The organism is Sphingobium sp. FG11 (genome assembly GCF_057809915.1).
This window is the reverse complement of the sequence record NZ_JBMDKW010000022.1, coordinates 1-19,419: the sequence shown is the minus strand read 5'-3', so window position 1 is coordinate 19,419 and position 19,419 is coordinate 1. Positions and strand designations below refer to the sequence as shown.

Annotated in this window: 17 protein-coding genes and 1 riboswitch; of the genes, 15 read left to right on the top strand and 2 right to left on the bottom strand. The window is 65.5% G+C overall.

Features of this window, described 5'->3' with window-relative positions; translation table 11 throughout:
* Positions 1-13: 13 nt before the first annotated feature.
* The 15 genes from ACODSN_RS15055 (at position 14) to ACODSN_RS14985 (ending at position 18,243) form a co-directional block, all read left to right on the top strand.
* Positions 14-1,216: a peptidoglycan glycosyltransferase FtsW gene (locus ACODSN_RS15055; protein ID WP_489056302.1), complete on the top strand. Its 1,203-nt coding sequence runs from the start codon at positions 14-16 to the stop codon at positions 1,214-1,216.
* Positions 1,213-2,379, top strand: coding sequence for an undecaprenyldiphospho-muramoylpentapeptide beta-N-acetylglucosaminyltransferase (murG, locus tag ACODSN_RS15050; protein WP_489056301.1), 1,167 nt, complete (start codon positions 1,213-1,215; stop codon positions 2,377-2,379). The genes ACODSN_RS15055 and murG overlap by 4 nt, the downstream gene beginning before the upstream one ends.
* Entirely contained in the window at positions 2,376-3,803 is a 1,428-nt protein-coding gene (murC, locus tag ACODSN_RS15045) for a UDP-N-acetylmuramate--L-alanine ligase (RefSeq protein WP_489056300.1), read from the top strand. The genes murG and murC overlap by 4 nt, the downstream gene beginning before the upstream one ends.
* Entirely contained in the window at positions 3,800-4,780 is a 981-nt protein-coding gene (gene murB / locus ACODSN_RS15040) for a UDP-N-acetylmuramate dehydrogenase (RefSeq protein ID WP_489056299.1), read from the top strand. Before murC ends, murB begins: the two co-directional genes overlap by 4 nt.
* Positions 4,777-5,736, top strand: coding sequence for a D-alanine--D-alanine ligase (locus tag ACODSN_RS15035; RefSeq protein WP_489056298.1), 960 nt, complete (start codon positions 4,777-4,779; stop codon positions 5,734-5,736). Before murB ends, ACODSN_RS15035 begins: the two co-directional genes overlap by 4 nt.
* Complete coding sequence (locus ACODSN_RS15030; RefSeq protein ID WP_489056297.1) at positions 5,729-6,682, top strand: cell division protein FtsQ/DivIB; 954 nt, start codon at positions 5,729-5,731, stop codon at positions 6,680-6,682. Before ACODSN_RS15035 ends, ACODSN_RS15030 begins: the two co-directional genes overlap by 8 nt.
* Positions 6,683-6,684: 2 nt before the next feature.
* Positions 6,685-7,971: a cell division protein FtsA gene (gene ftsA / locus ACODSN_RS15025; protein WP_489056296.1), complete on the top strand. Its 1,287-nt coding sequence runs from the start codon at positions 6,685-6,687 to the stop codon at positions 7,969-7,971.
* Positions 7,972-8,080: 109 nt separating this feature from the next.
* A complete protein-coding gene (gene ftsZ / locus ACODSN_RS15020; RefSeq protein WP_489056295.1) occupies positions 8,081-9,514 on the top strand; it encodes a cell division protein FtsZ in 1,434 nt (477 codons plus the stop codon).
* Between the two features lie 120 nt (positions 9,515-9,634).
* Entirely contained in the window at positions 9,635-11,578 is a 1,944-nt protein-coding gene (locus ACODSN_RS15015; RefSeq protein WP_489056294.1) for a tetratricopeptide repeat protein, read from the top strand.
* A 9-nt stretch (positions 11,579-11,587) separates the two neighbouring features.
* Positions 11,588-12,745 (top strand): deoxyguanosinetriphosphate triphosphohydrolase, encoded by a 1,158-nt coding sequence (locus ACODSN_RS15010; RefSeq protein ID WP_489056293.1) that lies wholly within the window; start codon positions 11,588-11,590, stop codon positions 12,743-12,745.
* Between the two features lie 57 nt (positions 12,746-12,802).
* Positions 12,803-12,903, top strand: a riboswitch (glycine riboswitch).
* 175 nt (positions 12,904-13,078) lie between these two features.
* Complete coding sequence (gene gcvT, locus ACODSN_RS15005) at positions 13,079-14,227, top strand: glycine cleavage system aminomethyltransferase GcvT (RefSeq protein WP_489056292.1); 1,149 nt, start codon at positions 13,079-13,081, stop codon at positions 14,225-14,227.
* Positions 14,228-14,251: 24 nt separating this feature from the next.
* Positions 14,252-14,623: a glycine cleavage system protein GcvH gene (gcvH, locus tag ACODSN_RS15000; RefSeq protein ID WP_489056291.1), complete on the top strand. Its 372-nt coding sequence runs from the start codon at positions 14,252-14,254 to the stop codon at positions 14,621-14,623.
* Between the two features lie 46 nt (positions 14,624-14,669).
* Positions 14,670-16,028, top strand: a complete 1,359-nt coding sequence (gcvPA, locus tag ACODSN_RS14995; protein WP_489056290.1) for an aminomethyl-transferring glycine dehydrogenase subunit GcvPA — start codon at positions 14,670-14,672, stop codon at positions 16,026-16,028.
* Positions 16,025-17,602, top strand: coding sequence for an aminomethyl-transferring glycine dehydrogenase subunit GcvPB (gene gcvPB, locus ACODSN_RS14990; RefSeq protein WP_489056289.1), 1,578 nt, complete (start codon positions 16,025-16,027; stop codon positions 17,600-17,602). The genes gcvPA and gcvPB overlap by 4 nt, the downstream gene beginning before the upstream one ends.
* Positions 17,599-18,243 carry a DUF938 domain-containing protein gene (locus ACODSN_RS14985; protein WP_489056288.1) on the top strand — a complete coding sequence of 215 codons (645 nt, stop codon included), beginning with the start codon at positions 17,599-17,601 and terminating at the stop codon, positions 18,241-18,243. Before gcvPB ends, ACODSN_RS14985 begins: the two co-directional genes overlap by 4 nt.
* A gap of 13 nt (positions 18,244-18,256) precedes the next feature.
* On the opposite strand, the gene trmB is transcribed toward ACODSN_RS14985, so the two are convergent.
* Both trmB and ACODSN_RS14975 read right to left on the bottom strand, forming a co-directional pair.
* Positions 18,257-18,979 (bottom strand): tRNA (guanosine(46)-N7)-methyltransferase TrmB, encoded by a 723-nt coding sequence (gene trmB, locus ACODSN_RS14980; RefSeq protein WP_489056287.1) that lies wholly within the window; start codon positions 18,977-18,979, stop codon positions 18,257-18,259.
* Between the two features lie 45 nt (positions 18,980-19,024).
* Positions 19,025-19,207: a hypothetical protein gene (locus ACODSN_RS14975; protein ID WP_489056286.1), complete on the bottom strand. Its 183-nt coding sequence runs from the start codon at positions 19,205-19,207 to the stop codon at positions 19,025-19,027.
* Positions 19,208-19,419: the final 212 nt, after the last annotated feature.

Below are 19,419 nucleotides of genomic sequence, written 5' to 3'. Positions count from 1 at the left end.
AGGGACGACGCGAATGTTCAGGCCGGGCGAGCTGGTGAAAGGCTTCAAGGGCCGCACCGTGCCGCGCGAGCGGACGGCGCTGGCCATCTGGTTCTGGGAGATCGACCGCGTTCTCCTGTCGCTGATCGTCGCGCTGATGGCGATCGGCCTCGTCGCTGTGGCCGCCGCTTCGCCGGTCGCCGCGATCGACCGATCGACCAGCGCGGTCGCGGTCAATCCGCTCATCTATTTCTATCGCCAGCTGATCTGGGTCGTGATCGGCCTGCCGATCATGCTGGTCATTTCGATGTTGCCCCGGCCGCAGGCGCGGCGGCTGGCCCTGTTTATGGGCTGCCTGTTCCTGCTCATGCTGGCGCTTGTCCCGCTGCTCGGCAATACGGTAAACGGCGCGAAGCGGTGGATCGATCTTCCGGGCTTCCGGTTCCAGCCATCCGAATTTCTCAAACCCGTCTATGTTGTCACCATTGCATGGTTGCTCTCGCTGCGTGGCAAGGATTCGACGCTGCCCGTCATCCCGCTGACCGGGGTGCTGACCGCACTGATCGCGGCGCTGCTGATGCGCCAGCCCGATTTCGGCCAGACGGTGATCTTCTGCGCCTGCTGGGCCGCGCTGCTGCTGCTGTCGGGGGTGGCGATGCGCTGGATCGGCGCGCTCGGCGCGGCGGCGATCGGGCTGCTGGTGCTGGTCTATATGTTCTATGAAAATGGCCGCCAGCGGATCAACGATTTCCTTGGCATCGGCGTCAGCCTCGACGCCGGGCCGGATCAGACCGATCTTGCTTTTCGCACCATCACCCATGGCGGCTTTACCGGCGTCGGGCCGGGCGGCGGACAGAATAAATTCCGCCTGCCCGAAGCGCATACCGACTATATCTTCTCTGTGATCGGTGAAGAGTTCGGCCTGCTCGCGTGCATCGCCATTGCGCTCGTCTATCTCGCCATCATCGTGCGGGTGCTGCTGCGTCTGCTGGACGAGGAGGATAATTTCACGATCCTCGCCGCTGCGGGCCTCACCACCGAATTCGGGCTTCAGGCGATCATCAATATGGGCGTCAATGCGCAGATTTTTCCATCCAAGGGCATGACGCTGCCCTTTATCAGCTATGGCGGCTCCTCTATGCTGGCGCTCAGCATCGGTATCGGCCTGCTGCTGGCGTTCACGCGCCGCAATCCCTTCATGGGCCGGCATACCGTGGTCAAATGGAGCGGCCGATGAGCATTTCCCGTCATTTCGTCCTCGCCGCTGGCGGGACGGGCGGCCATATGATTCCGGCCCATGCGGTTGCCGAGGAACTGATGGCGCGGGGCCACCATGTCGCGCTGGTCACGGACGAACGCGGCGCCAAAATCCCCGGCATCTTCGAACGGGCGCAGGTCCATGTGCTGCCCGCTGGTCGCATGACGGGCAATCCGGCCAGCTGGGCGCCGGCGATCAAGGCGATCCTTGCGGGCCGGGCGATGGCGCGGCGGCTCAACGAGACGTTTCGGCCGACCGCGGTGGTGGGCTTTGGCGGCTATCCGACCGTCCCGGCGCTGCTGGCGGCGCTGGCCGATGGCGTGCCGACCGCTATCCATGAACAGAATGCGGTGCTGGGGCGGGTCAACCGGCTGGCGGCGCGGCGGGTCGATGCGATCGCGACCGCTTACCCGGTGATCGAGCGGCTGAAGGACAAATATGCCGCGAAGGTGCATCTGATCGGCAATCCCGTGCGCGAGGAAGTGAAGGCGCTGCGCGAGGAGGAATTCCCGCCGCTGACCGACGAAAGCGTGTTCCGCCTGCTGGTGATCGGTGGCAGCCAGGGGGCGAGCATCCTGTCGTCGGTCGTCCCCGATGGCCTCGCCATGCTGCCGCTCAGCCTGCGCCGCCGACTTCAGGTGACGCAGCAGTGCCGGGCGGGCGATATCGAGCGGGTGCGGGCGCTTTATGCCAGCCTGGAGATACCGGCGGACCTGGCGACCTATTTCAACGACGTGCCCGAAAAGCTGGGCTGGTCCCATCTGGTGATCGCGCGGGCAGGGGCTTCGACGCTGGCGGAACTGAGCTGCGCCGGACGGCCCGCTATCCTCGTGCCGCTGCCGAGCGCGATGGACGATCATCAGACCGCCAATGCGCGGGAGATGACCGAGGCCGGCGGCGCGCGCACGATCCCGCAGAGCCGCTTTACCCCGGTCGAGCTGGCCAAGCAGATGCAGAAAATGGCGATGGAGCCGGGCGCGCTCCAGAATGCCGCGAAGCGCGCGCGCGCCTGTGGCCGGCCCGATGCCGCGCGCGACATGGCCGACCTGCTCGAAAGCATCGGCCACGCGCCGATCGTCAATGATCCGGTGCGCGTTGGGCCTGTGCCCGCCACCCTCAATCTCCAGGGAGTTCCCGCATGAAGGGTGTCGGCACTGACATCGGCACGATCCATTTCATCGGTATCGGCGGTATCGGCATGTCCGGCATCGCCGAAGTGATGCATAATCTGGGCTACAAGGTGCAAGGGTCCGATGTGGCCGAAGGCTATGTCGTGGAAGGGCTGCGCGCGAAGGGCATCGCGGTGATGATCGGCCACAAGGCGGAAAATCTGGGCGATGCGGCCGTGGTCGTCACCTCCACCGCGATCAAGCGCGGCAATCCCGAAGTCGAACTGGCGCTGGAGAATCGCGTGCCGGTTATCCGGCGGGCGGAAATGCTGGCGGAGCTGATGCGGCTCAAATCCACCGTCGCTATCGCGGGTACGCATGGCAAGACCACGACGACGTCGATGGTCGCGGCGTTGCTGGATGCGGGCGGGGTCGATCCCACCGTCATCAACGGCGGGATCATCAACAGCTATGGGTCCAACGCGCGGCTCGGCAACAGCGACTGGATGGTGGTGGAGGCCGACGAGAGCGACGGCAGCTTCCTGCGGCTCGATGGTACGATCGCGGTCGTCACCAATATCGATCCCGAACATCTCGATCATTATGGATCGTTCGACCGGGTGAAGGATGCGTTCGTCGAGTTCGTCGGCAATGTGCCCTTCTATGGCGCGGCGCTGCTGTGCCTCGATCATCCCGAAGTGCAGGCGATCCTGCCGCGCGTGCAGGACCGGCGGATCGTGACCTACGGCTTTTCGGCGCAGGCCGATATTCGCGGGGAAAATGTCGTGAGCTTCCCCGGCGGCAACCGCTTCGACGTGCAGATCCGCGAGCGCGACGGATCGACGCGGCGGATCGAGGGGATCGAAATGCCGATGCCAGGACGGCATAATGTGCTGAACGCGATGGCGGCGATCGGCGTGGCGCTTCACATGGGCATCGAGGATGCAACGATCCAGACAGGCTTCGCGAAGTTCGGCGGGGTCAAGCGGCGCTTCACCAAGGTCGGCGAGATACCGGCTGGCGCGGGTGTTGCCACGGTTATCGACGATTATGGCCATCATCCCGTGGAGATAAAGGCGGTGCTGGCGGCCGCACGGGAAGGCGCGCGCGGGCGAGTCATCGCTGTGGTGCAGCCGCATCGCTTCACCCGCCTGCGCGATCTGATGGATGAGTTCCAGCAGGCGTTCAACGATGCCGATATAGTGTTCGCCGCGCCGGTGTATACCGCTGGCGAGCAGCCGATCGAAGGGGTGGACAGCGCCGCGCTGGTGGCTGGTCTCAAACGGCGGGGGCATCGCCATGCCGCGACGATCGAAGGGCCGGAGGCGCTTGCCGCCGCGCTCGCCGCCGATGTGCAGGCGGAGGACATGATTATCTGCTTGGGCGCGGGTGATATCACCAAATGGGCGGCGGGGCTTGCTCCGGCCGTCGCGGCCAAGGTCAGGGAGGCGGCGTGAGCGCGATCGCGCCCTTTCCTGACGTTGCGATCCCGTCCGTGCGCGGCAAGCTGACGGCGGGTGCGCCGCTTGCGCCGCTGGTGTGGTTCAAGAGCGGCGGCGCTGCGCAATGGCTGTTCGAGCCGGCCGATGCCGACGATCTGTCCGATTTTATGGCGCAACTCGATCCTGCGATCCCGGTGATGGCGCTGGGGCTTGGCTCCAACCTGATCGTGCGCGATGGCGGGGTGCCGGGCGTCGTCGTGCGGCTGGGCAAGCCGTTCGCGAAGGTGGAGGCGCTGGATGCGACGACCCTGCGCTGCGGCGGCGGAGCGAGCGGCATCCTCGTGTCCTCGACCGCGCGCGACAAGGCTGTGGCGGGGCTTGAATTTCTGCGGTCCATCCCCGGTACGGTTGGCGGGTTTGTTCGGATGAACGGCGGCGCCTACGGCCGCGAGACCCGCGATATCCTGATCGAATGCGACATTGTGTTGCGCTCGGGCGAGCAGGTGACGCTGACCAATCGTGATCTGGGCTATAGTTACCGGCATTCCAGGCTGACGGACGGCGCGGTCGTCGTAAGCGCGGTTTTTCAGGGCGAACCCGGCGAAGCGGCTGCGATCCAGGCGGAGATGGACCGCATCGGCGCGGCACGGGAGGAAAGTCAGCCGTTGCGCAGCAAGACCGGCGGATCGACTTTCAAAAATCCTGACGGCCACAAGGCCTGGGCGCTGGTGGACGAGGCGGGATGTCGCGGACTGGTGCTCGGCGGGGCGCAGGTAAGCGAGAAGCACACCAATTTCCTGCTGAACATGGGTGACGCCAGCAGCGCCGATATCGAGGCGCTGGGCGAGGAAGTGCGGCGACGAGTGAAGGATAGGAGCGGCGTGGAGCTTGAGTGGGAAATCCAGCGCGTCGGCATGTTTGCCGATAGCGCCGATCAAGAACGCGTCGGCCTGACGGCCGACAGTGCCGATCGCGAAGGGTCGATCAAGTGAGCCGTGGTCCGTGGCATGTCGCCGTCCTGATGGGCGGCTGGTCGGCGGAGCGGCCTGTTTCGCTGTCATCGGGCGAAGGCGTCGCCAAGGCGCTGGAATCGCGCGGGCACAAAGTCACGCGGATCGACATGGACCGGGATGTCGCTGCGCGCCTCTCCGAAACTAAGGCGGACGTGATATTCAACGCGTTGCATGGCGTGCCGGGCGAAGATGGCACGGTGCAGGGGATGATGGACCTGATGGGGCTGACCTACACCCATTCGGGCCTCGCCACATCCGTCATCGCGATCGACAAGCAACTGACGAAGCAGGCGCTGGTCCCCCATGGTGTGCCCATGCCCGGCGGGCGGATCGTGCAGAGCGAAAGTCTCTATGCGGGCGATCCGCTGCCGCGCCCTTATGTGCTCAAGCCGGTGAATGAGGGTAGCTCGGTCGGTGTGGCGATCGTGACCGACGATGGCAATTACGGCTCGCCGATCGGCCGCGATGTTGCCGGACCATGGCAGGAATTTCCCGAGCTGCTCGCCGAACCCTATATTCGCGGGCGGGAACTGACCACCGCCGTGCTGGGTGACGAAGCGCTGCTGGTGACGGAGTTGCGGCCTAAAAGCGGCTTCTATGATTTCGACGCCAAATATACCGACGGCATGACCGAACATGTCTGCCCCGCCGATATTCCCGACGAGGTTGCGGAGGCTTGCAAGGCGATCGCGTTGCAGGCGCACCGACTGCTCGGGTGCAGGGGCGCGTCGCGATCCGATTTTCGCTGGGATGACAGTCAGGGCGTCGAGGGGCTTTTCCTGCTGGAGATCAATACCCAGCCCGGCATGACGCCGCTCAGCCTCGTGCCCGAGCAGGCGGCCAAGCTGGGCATCGATTATGCCGAACTGGTCGAGCGGATCGTTGAGGATGCGCTGAATACAGGACGCGATTCCGGGGGGAAGGCACATGGCTGAGGCACGAATCCGGCGGGGCGGCACCGCGCGCATCACCCCCGGCAAGGGCCGGGCAGGGCAGGGGCGCGGTCGTTCGCTCAAGCGGCAATCCTGGTTCGACCGGCTGCTCGAAGCTCTACCGATGAGCGAGGCGACGGTGCAGCGCATGGCGACCTGGCTTATCATCGGCATCGTCGCGGCGATCCTGTGCGGCATCGCAGCCTTCTTTGGCGTTCCGGCGATGGCCCGGCAGGAAGCGGCGCAGATCGCCGCGCGCGCGGGTTTCGAGGTGCAGAAAGTCGAAGTGCGCGGCGTCGAGCGAATGGACGAAATGCCCGTCTATAATATCGCGCTGGGGCAGGTGGATCGATCGATGCTGGCGCTCGATCTGCCCAAGGTGCGCACGCAGATGCTGCAATTGGGCTGGGTCAAGGATGCGCGCATTTCCCGCCGCTTGCCCGATACGCTGGTGGTCGACATCGTCGAGCGCGAGCCGGTCGCGGTTTGGCAGCATGAGGGGCAGTTGCACCTGATCGACGTGCAGGGCGCGGTGCTTCAGTCGGTTTCGGCCGGGGCCATGCCCGATCTGCCGCTGGTCGTCGGCCCTTATGCCAATCGCCAGACCGCCGGGCTGAACCGGCTGATGGAGAATGCGCCGGCGCTCAAGCCGATGCTGGCGGGCGCGACCTGGGTCGGCAATCGCCGCTGGGATCTGCGCTTCCAGTCGGGCGAGACGCTGTCCCTGCCCGAAGGCGACCGCGCGTCGGCGACGGCACTGGTGAATTTCGCGCGGATGGATGGGGTGAACCGGCTGCTGGGACGCGGGATCGTGAAGTTCGATATGCGCGATCCCGACCGCTTCGTGCTGCGTTTGCCCGAAGGACAGGCGAAGGACCAGCCCACCGGCACGGACAAGAGCGCCAGCGCCCCGGCGGCGTCGGACGTCACTCCGGGCGAGGACGGTTAGCCATGGCGCAACCCAAGGTCGAAAAGCTCATCACCGCGATCGACATCGGGTCGTGGAAAGTATCCGCGCTGATCGCGGGGCGCACCGACACGGGCGAGCTGGCGATCCTGGGCACCGGACAGCGTGAAAGCCGGGGCGTGCGGCGGGGCTTCATCGCTGACATGGAGCGCACCGAACTCGCCGTGCGCGAAACGGTGGAGCAGGCGGAGCGGGTCGCCGGCACCAATATCGAAGATGTGTGGGTCAGCTTTTCGGGCGGCAGTCTGGTAAGCGACGTCGTGACGGTCGAGCGCGACATGAGCGGTTATCGCATCGAGCAGGCCGATATCGACGATCTGCTGACTACGGGGCAGCAGGGCATCGATCCCGATGGCCGCGTCGTCCTGCATGCGCAGCCGACTTGTTTCACCATCAACGGCCGGGTGCCGGTGAAAAAGCCGCTCGGCATGCATGCCGATCTGCTCGGCGTCGATATTCATGTCGTGTTGGCCGATGGCGCGCCGCTCGCCAATCTCGACCTGTGCGTGCGTGGCGCCTATCTCAACGTCAATTCGATCGTCGCCTCGCCGATCGCGACCGGCCTTGCCTGCCTGTCCGAGGAGGAGCGGGATCTGGGGGTCGCGCTCGTCGAACTGGGGGCGGGGGTCACCAATGTTTCGCTCTACGCCGGGGGCATGCTGGTGGGCCTGCATTCCATCCCCATCGGCGCGTCCGACATCACCGACGATATCGCATCGGCTTTCGGCATTCGCAGGAGCCAGGCAGAGCGGATCAAATGCTTTTATGGTTCGGCCATGCAGAACCGGCGCGATTTCCGCGAAATGATCGAGATCGCGACGCCCCAGGGCGATGTCGCGATGCCGGGGCAGGCGGCCGGTCCCAATGCGGAAGGGGGCAAGATCACGCGCGCCGCGCTGGTCGGCGTGATCAGCGAGCGGCTCAACCAGATCATGTCGGAAGTCAACGCGGCGCTGGCCGGTATGGGCTTTAACACGCCCACGGGACGGCAGGTGGTGCTGACCGGCGGCGGGGCGGAGCTTAAGGGGATCGCCGATTATGCGCAGGGCGCGCTGGGGCGGGCGGTGCGAATCGGCCGGCCGCGCGGCCTGTCCGCCATGCCCGAAGCGCATAGCGGCCCGGCCTTTGCGACGCTCGCGGGCCTTGCGCTTTATGGCGCTTCCAATCCGGTTGATCTCCGCGCGATGGCGCCGCTGCCGCAAACGGTGCATCGTATGGGTGCGCCATTATGGTGGCAGCGGATGATGCGTGCGATGCGAACAAACTACTGACCGATTGCGTTGGAAATGAAATTAGTAGGTGAATTACCCCATTTTCTGTTGCATTAACTTTCAGTGACAGTTTCGCTTCACATAGCCGAAGCTGAGGGAGCATGAATTTATGAGCATCGAGATCAGCCCGCCGCATGTGGATGAACTGAAGCCACGGATTGCGGTTATCGGCGTGGGCGGTGCGGGCGGTAACGCCATCGCGAACATGATCGCCGCCCATGTCGAGGGCGTGGACTTCATCGTCGCCAATACCGATGCGCAGGCGCTCAATGCCTCGCCGGCCGAGCGGCGCATCCAGCTTGGGCCGCAGATAACCGAAGGACTGGGAGCGGGATCGCGGCCGGAAATCGGCAAGGCGGCCGCCGAAGAGACGATCGCGTCGGTCGAACAGGCGCTGGACGGCGCGCATATGTGCTTCATCGCCGCGGGCATGGGTGGCGGCACCGGCACCGGCGCGGCTCCCGTCATCGCCAAGGCGGCGCGTGATCGCGGCATCCTGACCGTCGGCGTCGTGACCAAGCCGTTCACCTTTGAGGGCAATCGCCGGATGAAGTCGGCGGACACGGGCATCGAAGAGCTGCAAAAGCATGTCGATACGCTGATCGTCATCCCGAACCAGAATCTATTCCTGATTGCCAACCCGAACACCACCTTCAAGGAAGCCTTCCAGATGGCGGACGAGGTGTTGCAGCAGGGCGTGCGCGGCATCACCGATCTGATGGTCATGCCGGGCCTCATCAACCTCGATTTCGCCGATGTCCGCTCGGTCATGGGTGAAATGGGCAAGGCGATGATGGGTACGGGCGAGGCGGAAGGCGATGGCCGCGCGTTGCAGGCGGCGGAAAAGGCGATCGCCAATCCGCTGCTCGACGGCGTGTCGATGCGCGGCGCGAAGGGCGTGATCGTGTCGATCGTCGGCGGCGAAGACATGCGCCTGATGGAAGTGGACGAGGCCGCGAATCATATTCGCGAACTGGTCGATCCGGACGCGAACATCATCTGGGGCAGCGCCTTTAATGACGGCCTTAACGGCAAGATCCGGGTGTCCGTCGTGGCGACCGGGATCGATAGCGATGCGGGCGGCAATGCCGCGCCCTTGACCCAGCCGTTCAGCTTCGCGAGCCGTCCGGCGGTGGCCGTGCCGTCCGCCGCAGCCCCCAAGCCTGCACCCGCGCCGCAACCCGTGCCCGTCGAGCAGCCCGAGGCGCTGGAACTGGACGTGCCCGCAGCGCCCGCACCCGCGCCGGTTGAAGCAGCGGCGCGTGCGCCCACTCCGGCGCCCGCGCCCGCACCCTTTGCCGCGCCAGCCCCGGCGGCGATTTTCTCCGATGAGGATCCGTCGGAGGATGAACTGGTTCTCGGGTCGGACAGTGCCGAAACCCAGCCGGCTCCCGAAGCGCCTGCGCCGCGCGTCGCTACGGGCGGCACGCTGTTCGAGCGTATGGCCGGGCTGACGCGGGGCACGGAAAAGGGTGTTTCGCCCGATGAGGGCGCGCCGGGTCTCGACATTCCGCGCTTTCTCAATCGGCAGAGCAACCAATAATATAGGCTGGCATCCGTGTTGAGCGGGACGGCGACGTTTCGTCCGCTCCGGCGGACGGACGGTCGCGCTTTTGGGGCCTGTAAATTGCCTATTCATGGCCTGATCCACTAAGGGGCAGTGGTGAAACGCTTTTCCTTATGCATTCTGGGATCGCTCCTGCTGGCCAGTGGCGCGCAGGCGCAGTCCGATCAGGCCCAGCTCGTCCTGCCGTCCGGCGCGGCCGACCTTAACAACCATCTTGCCCGTCTCGCGGCCAATCCCCGCGACGTCAGCGCGCTGATCGGCGCGGGCGAGGCGGCGCTGGCGCTGGACGACCCCCGTGCCGCCGCCGGATTTTTCGCGCGCGCCGACGCGATCGAAAGCGGCAATGGCCGGATCAAGGCGGGGCTGGGGCGGGTGATGCTGCAAATGCAGAATCCGGCCGAAGCATTGCGCCTGTTCGATCAGGCGAACCGGCTTGGCTATCCCGATGCCACCATTTTGTCCGACCGGGGCTTGGCGCGCGATATGGGGGGGGATCAGGCAGGCGCACAGCGCGATTATCAGGCGGCGTTGCGGACCCGCCCCGATGACGTCGAACTCATCCGCCGCTATGCCGCGTCGCTCGGCATTTCCGGTCAGGTTGACGCTGCGGAGCGGCTGTTGCAGCCGTTGCTATACAAGAGCGATCGCGCGGCGTGGCGCTATCGCGCTTTCATTCTCGCGATGAATAACCGGCAGGCCGACGCCAAAAAGATCGCCGACCAGACCATGCCCGCCCAGCTGGCGGCGGCGATCGCGCCCTATATGCAGAAAATGCCCTATCTGACCGCGGGTCAGAAGGCGGCTGCTGTGCATTTCGGGCATTTCCCCGCCACTATCGGAACGACGATCGCGGCCATCACGCCGACCCCGGCCGCGCCGGGAGCCGCTTCCGCGCCGGTGCAGGTCGCATCGACGATAGCGGCGACCCCGCAAACGACGACCCGCAGCGACTGGCGGTCGCGCCGCGAGGAACAGCGGCGGGCAAGGGAAGCGAAGGCGGCGGCACGCAAGGCGACCCAGCTCGCGGCTGCGAACCCCCTGCCGAGGCCGACGCCATCGCCGGTCGCAGAACCTGTGTTCGGGCGGGCCGCTGCCGTTGCTGCTCCGCAGGCGCCCCGCTCGCCATCCACATCCGCTTTGCTGGCACAGTCGGCTGCGCCATCGCCGCCGCCCGCGCCTGTGGAGCGCGGGCCGATGACGCAGGCCCGGACGGAACCCTCATCTCCACAGGTGCAGGGACCGCCAGCACCGGGCTTCGACACCATCACCCCGTCCTCACCGCGAACGCAGGCTCAGTCACCATCGACCGCCAGTCAGATCAACGCGATCTCCCTGGCGCAAGCCTCCGCGCCGTCGCCGGCAGCGACAGCGCCCGTATCGATTACGCCTGCGACGGCTCTCGCGTCATCGGCTCCGCCCGCATCGACGATACCCACGCAAGCCGCGCCAATCGCGCCGCCGACCGCTGCGCCGCTGCCTGCGACCCCGGCCCTGGCGCCAGTATCGAACCCGACTGCGCCGCAACCCAATCCGGCCGCGACGCGTAGTCTGGCCGATATCATTCGCGCGATCGACGTACCCGAGGCCGAGCGGCAGGCCAGTGCTGGCGCGGTCGATCTGGCGGAACTCGACGCTTTGCAGACGGCTCGCCGGGCTGGACGACAGGCCATCGCCGAGAAGGCGAAAAAAGCCGCCGCTGCAAAGGCGAAAGCCGAGGCCGAGGCAAAAGCGAAGAAGGAAGCCGAAGAAAAGGCCCGTCTCGCGGCCAACCCGGCCCGCAACTGGCTTCAGATCGGGACCGGGGCCAATCGCAGCGCTTTGGGCTTCACGCTGAAGGCGATGCGCCGCAAATATGCGTCGATTGCGCCGCAGGACGGCTGGATGGCCAGTTGGGGCCGGACCAACCGGCTGCTGGTCGGTCCGTTCGCCAGCTTCACGCGCGCGCGGACGCTGGAGGCCAAGCTCAAGGATGCCGGGGCGGATGTGTTCGCGTGGCAAAGCGATGCGGGAGAGGTGGTCGAAAGGGTGAGCGGCGAGTAAGGGGCGGGGATGACCACCCTTGCTTCCTATGCCTGCCACCCCGATCGCAGCCGTGGCCGCCTGCATCCAGAGCCGGGCGGGGAGATGCGCGGGCCGCGTGACGTTTTTCAGCGCGACCGGGACCGCATCATCCATTCGATCGCCTTCCGCCGATTGCGGCACAAGACGCAGGTGTTCGTTTCGCCCGATGGCGATCATTATCGCGTCCGCCTGACCCACAGTCTGGAGGTCGCGCAGATCGGCCGCACGACCGCGCGGACACTGGGCCTCAATGAAGATCTGACCGAAGCCCTGTGCCTCGCGCATGACATCGGTCATCCCCCGTTCGGCCATGCCGGGGAGGATGCGCTGGAGGCGGCGATGGAGGATCGGGGCGGGTTCGATCATAATGCGCACACGCTGCGCACGCTGATGCTGCTGGAAAGCCCCTATCCGCTGTTCCGGGGGCTGAACCTCAGCTGGGAGATGCTGGAGGGGCTGGCCAAACATAATGGGCCAATCGAACGGCCGGGCTGGGCCATGCAGGAAATCGACGCACTGTTTCCGCTCGACCTGCGCAGCCATGCGTCGCTGGAGGCGCAGCTTGCGGCGATTTCGGACGATATCGCTTATGATAATCACGATATCGACGATGGCTTGCGGGCGGGATTGCTGACGCTGGAGCAATTGCTGGAGTTGCCGCTGGTCGCGGGTTGCTGGGACCGGGTGCGGGCGCGCTACCCGGACGTGCCGCAGGACCGGCTGCTGCGCGAACTGGTGCGCGAACAGATCGGTGTGATGGCAACGGACCTTTTGCGCACGACATCGGCGAATATCGCGGCATCGGGGGTGGAAAGCGTGGAGGATGTCCGCGCTTTCGGCAGCACGTTGGTGGGGTTTTCGCCCGAGCTGGCTGCGCAGGAACGGGATTTGAAGCGTTTCATGTACGCCTCGCTTTATCATCACCCGACGCAGCTTGCGGCTGCGGACAGGGCGCGGGTGGTCGTGACCGATCTGTTTCGGGCGTATCAGGCGGAGCCGCAATTACTGCCCGCCGAGTGGAGCGACGATTGCGCGCTGGAAGAACCGCAGCGTAGCCGCCATATCGCCGATTTCATCGCGGGCATGACCGATCGCTACGCCGAAAAGCGGCACGCGGAAATTTTCGGCGCGCCATCAGCGCATTGACGCGGGGCGTCGATTGGGCGATGCACGATCCGTCTCCGCCGCCGAAGATTCGGTGTCGGGCACGATGCGGGAGAGCATGGGCGGCCTTTGAGGCCATGCCCGTCGCCGAAGGAGCAACCGCCCCGGAATCTCTCAGGCCCAAGGACCGCATCGCGCGTAGACACTCTGGAAAGCGGACGGGCAGATTGCGCGTCCCACCGAAGGGGTAAGCCATGCGGCGTCACGCGCCGCTGGTCAAAGCTCTCAGGTTCCCGTGACAGAGGGGGTGACGAACAGGCGGCCTTGCGAAAGGCCGGGCATCGTTGCTGTACCCTCTCACGGAAAGGCCGTCCCATGACCGGCGCTGACGACATCGCGACCCTCGAAGAGCCATTGCCGCTCGAACATCTGCCGCTCGATGGCTGGCACCGCGCACGTGGCGCGCGCATGGTGGGTTTCGCGGGCTATCACATGCCGATCCAGTATGAAGGCATCATGGCCGAACATAGCTGGACCCGCGAACATGCGGGCCTGTTCGATGTCAGCCATATGGGCCAGCTCAGCTTTTCAGGCGAAGGTGTGGACGAGGCGCTCGAACGTCTGCTGCCCGCCGACATCAAGGGTCTTGCGCCCTTCCGTCAGCGCTATTCGATGCTGCTGGACGAAGAGGGCGGCATCCTCGACGATCTGATGCTGGCGCGGCCGGGGAACGGCGCGTTCGATGATGCGGCCATCTATATGGTCGTCAATGGCGCGACGAAATATGACGATATCGGCTGGATGATCGAGCATCTGCCCGATGCGGTCGTGATGAACCACATGGCCGATCAGGCGCTGCTGGCGTTGCAGGGGCCGGAAGCGGGCGAGGCGCTGGCGACCTTGATTCCCGAGACGGCCGACCTGCTGTTCATGCAATGCGGTCTGTTCGACTGGCAGGGCATCAGCCTGTGGATCAGCCGTTCGGGCTATACCGGCGAGGACGGGTTCGAGATCAGCGTGCTGGGCGAGGCCGCGGAGGCGCTGGCCGACGCGCTGTGCGCGCTGCCGCAGGTCAGGCCGATCGGGCTGGGCGCGCGCGATTCGCTGCGGCTAGAGGCGGGGTTGCCGCTGTACGGGCATGACATCATGCCTTCGGTCAGCACCATCGGCGCGGATCTGGGCTTTGCCATAGGCAAGCGCCGGCGCGAGGAGGGCGGCTTTATCGGTCACGCCCGTGTGATGCGCGAACTGGCCGAGGGACCCGGCGCGCGGCGCGTCGGACTGACCATCGAGGGGCGTTTGCCCGCGCGTGAAGGTGCGCTCATCTATGCCGGGGATGTGCTGGTCGGCGAAGTCACCTCGGGCGGTTTCGCGCCGACCGTGGGCGCGCCGATCGCGATGGGATGGGTCAGCACCCCCCACGCCGTCGCTGGCACGCCGCTGCACATCGAGGTGAGGGGCAAGCGCATCGCCGCCGCGGTCGCGGCCATGCCGTTCGTGCCGCATCGCTATCGTCGCAAATAATCATTAAAGCCAAGGGGTAATGTCATGAGCCGTTATTTCACCGACGAACATGAATGGATCGATGTCGAGGGCGAGATCGCCACGGTCGGCATCACCGATTATGCGCAGGAGCAATTGGGCGACATCGTGTTCGTCGAACTCCCCGCCGAGGGCGCGAATTTCGACAAGGGTGACGACGCCGCCGTGGTCGAATCGGTCAAGGCCGCCTCCGATGTCTATGCGCCGATTTCGGGCGAAGTCGTGGAGGCCAATGGCGCGCTGGAAGAAGAGCCTGCGCTGGTCAACAGCGATCCGGAGGAGGATGGCTGGTTCTTCAAGATCCGCGTCGCCGATCCGTCCGAGCTGGAAGGGTTGATGAACGAGGCCGCCTACAAAAAGTTCGTGGCCGCGCTGTAAGTTGGCATGGCCCCTCCCTCTACGGGGGGAGGGGGGAGATATTGATATGCGCTACCTACCCCTTACCGACAGCGACCGGCAGGACATGCTGTCCGTGATCGGCGCGGAATCGATCGACGATCTGTTTATCGACGTGCCTGTGCAGGCGCGGCTGGGCGAGCAGATTGCCGGCTTGCCCGATCATGCCAGCGAACTGGCGGTCGAACGCCATATGGCCGCGCTCGCGCGCAAAAATCTGTCGGCGGGGGACGCGCCCTTCTTTCTGGGGGCGGGCGCTTATCGCCATCATGTGCCAGCGAGCGTCGATCATCTGATCCAGCGCGGCGAGTTCCTGACCGCCTACACGCCCTATCAGCCGGAAATCGCGCAGGGCACGTTGCAGGTGCTGTTCGAATTCCAGACGCAGGTGGCGCGGCTGCTCGGCTGCGACGTCGCCAATGCGTCGATGTATGACGGGTCGACCGCCTGCTGGGAAGCGATCGGCATGGCGCGGCGGATCACCAAGCGGAGCAAGGCGATCCTGTCGTCCGGCCTGCATCCCCATTATGTGTCGGTCGCAAAGACGATGGCGAAATTTACCGGCGACGAGCTGGCGCATGAAGCCCCCCGGCTGGAGGCCGCGACCGATATCGACGCGCTGATCGCCGGAATCGACCAGGATGTCAGCTGCGTCGTCGTGCAATATCCCGACATATTGGGCCGCATCGCCGACCTGACCCCGCTGGCGGATGCCGCCCATGCGGCGGGCGCGCTGCTGGTCGTGGTGGTCACCGAGCCGGTGGCGCTGGGCGCGCTGATCCCGCCGGGCGAGATGGGCGCGGATATCGTCGTAGGCGAGGGCCAGTCGATCGGCGTCGGACTGCAATTTGGCGGGCCATATCTCGGCCTGTTCGCGTGCAAGCAGAAATATGTCCGCCAGATGCCGGGACGGCTGTGCGGCGAGACCGTCGATGCGGCGGGCAAGCGCGGCTTCGTGCTGACGCTTTCGACCCGCGAGCAGCATATTCGCCGGGAAAAGGCGACGTCCAACATCTGCACCAATTCGGGGCTGTGCGCGCTGGCGTTCAGCATCCACATGACGTTGCTGGGCGAAGCCGGGCTGCGCCAACTCGCCACGCTCAACCACGGCTATGCGGTGCAGGCGGCGGAGCGGCTGGCGACGGTGCCGGGCGTGACGCTGTTGAACGACAGCTTTTTCAATGAGTTCACGCTGGTGCTTAGTAAAGATGCGCGCGATGTGGTGCGCAATCTGGCCGAACGGCAGGTACTGGGCGGCGTGTCGCTGGGGCGGTTGTTCCCTGATGCGCCCGCGATCGGCAACGGGCTGGTGGTGGCGGTGACGGAGATGGTCACGCCCGAGGATATCGAAGCCTTTGCTGCGGCGCTTGAGGAGGAACTGGCATGACCATGCTGAAGGAAGGCCGCCCGACCGCGCCCGCCCCCGTGCCGGTGCACGAAGCGCATATGGCCCCCGCCACCGCGACGGGAAACCGCGCGCTGATGCTGGAAGAAGCGCTGATCTTCGAAATCGGCTCGGTTGAGACCACTGGCGTCGATTTTGCCGATGCGCCGCAGGTCGCCAATCGCTTGGGCGGCCTGGCGCGTCGCGCGCCGATCGGCCTGCCCGGCCTGTCGGAGCAGGAAACGGTGCGGCATTATACCCGGCTGTCGCGGCAGAATTATGCGATCGACCTTGGCCTGTTTCCGCTCGGTTCATGCACGATGAAGCATAATCCGCGCCTCAATGAAAAGGTCGCGCGGATGCCGGGCTTTGCGGACCTGCATCCGCTCAGCCCCCAATCGACGACGCAGGGGGCACTCGCCGTCATTCATGAACTGGCGCAATGGCTCATCACGCTGACCGGCATGCACAGCGTCGCCATGAGTCCCAAGGCGGGTGCGCATGGCGAATTATGCGGGCTGCTGGCGATCCGCGCGGCATTGGAAGCGCGCGGCGATGCGCGCTCGGTGGTGCTGGTGCCCGAAAGCGCCCATGGCACCAACCCGGCCACGGCCGCCTTCTGCGGTTACAAGGTCGAGGATATTCCGGCGACGCCCGAGGGGCGCGTCGATCTGGCGGCGCTGGAGGCGCGGCTCGGACCCGATGTCGCGGCGGTGATGATTACCAATCCCAATACCTGCGGCCTGTTCGAGCGCGACATGAAGAAGATCGCCGACGCCGTTCACGCGGCGGGAGCGCTGGTCTATTGCGACGGGGCGAATTTCAACGCCATCGTCGGCCGCGTGCGTCCGGGCGATCTGGGCGTCGATGCGATGCACATCAATCTGCACAAGACCTTTTCTACGCCCCATGGCGGCGGCGGTCCCGGTTCCGGGCCGGTGGTGTTGAGCCAGGCGCTGGCCCCGTTTGCGCCGCTGCCGTTCGTGGAGAAGCAGGGCGATCAGTTCGTGCTGATCGAGGAGGAGACGGCGGGCGAGCATCATGCCGGCACATTCGGCCGCATGGTCGCCTTTCATGGCCAGATGGGCATGTTCACCCGCGCCCTCGCCTACATCCTCAGTCATGGCGCGGACGGCTTGCGGCAGGTGGCAGGTGATGCGGTGCTGAACGCCAATTATATCCTGCGCAGTCTGGACGATGTGCTCGACGCGCCATTCGGGGCGAGCGGCCCGTGCATGCACGAGGCTCTGTTCAGCGACAAGGGACTGGCGGAAGGCTTCACCACGCTCGACATCGCCAAGGGGCTGATCGATGAGGGGTTCCACCCGATGACCATGTATTTCCCGCTGGTCGTTCATGGCGCGATGCTTGTCGAACCCACGGAGACCGAAAGCAAGGCGGCGCTCGACCAGTTCATCATGGCGCTGCGCAGCCTCGCCGAGCGGGCGAAGGCGGGAGACGAGGCGCTCAAGGGCGCGCCCTATCACGCACCGCGCCGCCGCCTGGATGAAACGCTGGCGGCGCGCAAGCCGGTGCTCACCTGGAGCGAGCCTGCATTGGCGCAAGTGGCGGAGTGACGCAGCCGCCGAGGCCCTGGCTGAGCGCGATCGACGGCGTTGGCGATGACAAGCGTCATGCGCCAGCGACGGCGCGCAACCGGGATGCGATCCTGGCGGTGCTTCGACAGGAAGCGCCACCTTCGGGACATGTGCTGGAGGTGGCGAGCGGGAGTGGCGAACACGCCGTTGCCTTTGCGCGTGCTCTGCCCGCATTGACATGGCAACCGAGCGACCCCGATCCTCTGGCGTTATCCTCGATCGCGGCATGGTGCGAGGAAGCGGCGCTTCCCAATCTGCAAGCGCCGGTTCTGCTGGATGCGGCCGCCCTCGACTGGCCAGTGGTCGAAGCGGACATGATCCTTTGCATCAACATGGTGCATATCAGTCCATGGGCCGCCACGGTCGGGCTATTCACGCAAGGCGCAAGGCTTCTTCAGAAGGGTGCGCCGCTGATCCTTTACGGACCGTATTTCCGCAAAGACCACGAGACCGCACCCAGCAATCTGGCCTTTGACGAAAGCCTGCGCGCGCGGAACGCGGAATGGGGCGTTCGGTGGCTGGAGGAGGTGACGAACCTAGCTGCAGCGCATGGGTTTGCCGCGAGCGCTGTCCGCGATATGCCAGCGAACAACCTGACGCTGGTCTACAGAAAGATGTGACCAGGTTACAAGGTCAGGCACTATGCCCCACACCCACCTCGGCGACGCGCCGGTAACGGAAGTACCAGACCTCATGGCCGAGGCGGCGGGCCTTGGCTTCGTAGCGGGTTTCGGGCCAGCCGCCCGGCCGGTTCAGGAAATCGTGGGGTTCGCTTGCGAGCCACTCGAACGAAGGATGGCCGTTCATCACCATCAGCGCCCAGCGCAGATAGACCGGATGATCGGTGCCGAAGCGAAATTCGCCGCCGGGTTTGAGTTTGCTGGCGATCATGGCGACCGGGCCGGGGTTCATCATCCGGCGCTTGGCATGGCGCGCCTTGGGCCATGGATCGGGATGGAGGAGGTAGACGAAGCTGAGGCTGCCGTCGGGAAGGCGCGACAGCACATCGAGCGCATTGCCCATATGCAGCCGGATATTGCCCAGCCCCGCCTCGCGAATGTGGCCGAGCGCGGTGACGACGCCGTTGAGGAACGGTTCGCAGCCGATAAAGCCATGATCCGGAAGCAGGTCGGCGCGCGCGGCGAGATGTTCGCCGCCGCCGAAGCCGATCTCGAAATGGAGGGGCCGGTCATAGCCGAAAAGCGAGGCGGCGCTGATTTCGCCCTCTTCCGGCACGGATAGCGCGGGGAGCAGCGTATCGGCCAGTTCCTGTTGACCGGCGCGCAACTTATGCCCGGACTGGCGGCCATAAAGGCGGTTGAGCGTGGTGGGATCGCCGGATTTGAAAGCAGTCATGCCGGGCCGATAGCGACCAGCCCCTTCGCTGCCAAGGGCGTCAGCCTATTTGCACTTGATGAATTTGCCCTTTGCATCCTTGCACGGTGCCTTTCGCGCGGGAGCGGGTTTGGGCGGGCATTTGACGAACTTGCCCTTGGCATCCTTGCAGGGCGCGGCAAGGACAGGGGAGGCGGTGCCCGCGACGAGCGCCAGTCCGATCAAGAAGGCGGCGATCTGACGTGTCATAAGGCGCACTCCCGAAAGAGAGGGGGGTGCCGGGCTCGACAGGGGTGCGAGCCCGACAAGGGCCTTATGAGCGCGGCGGACCGACGATCCTAGTGAACTTTTGGTCATGTTTCGGACGGGTTGCGCACACTGATTTCGGCGCGTGTCGACAAAAAAAGGCGCCGGAGTTTGCTTCCGGCGCCTTTTTGTTTCTGCGGCGATCAGTTCAGGCG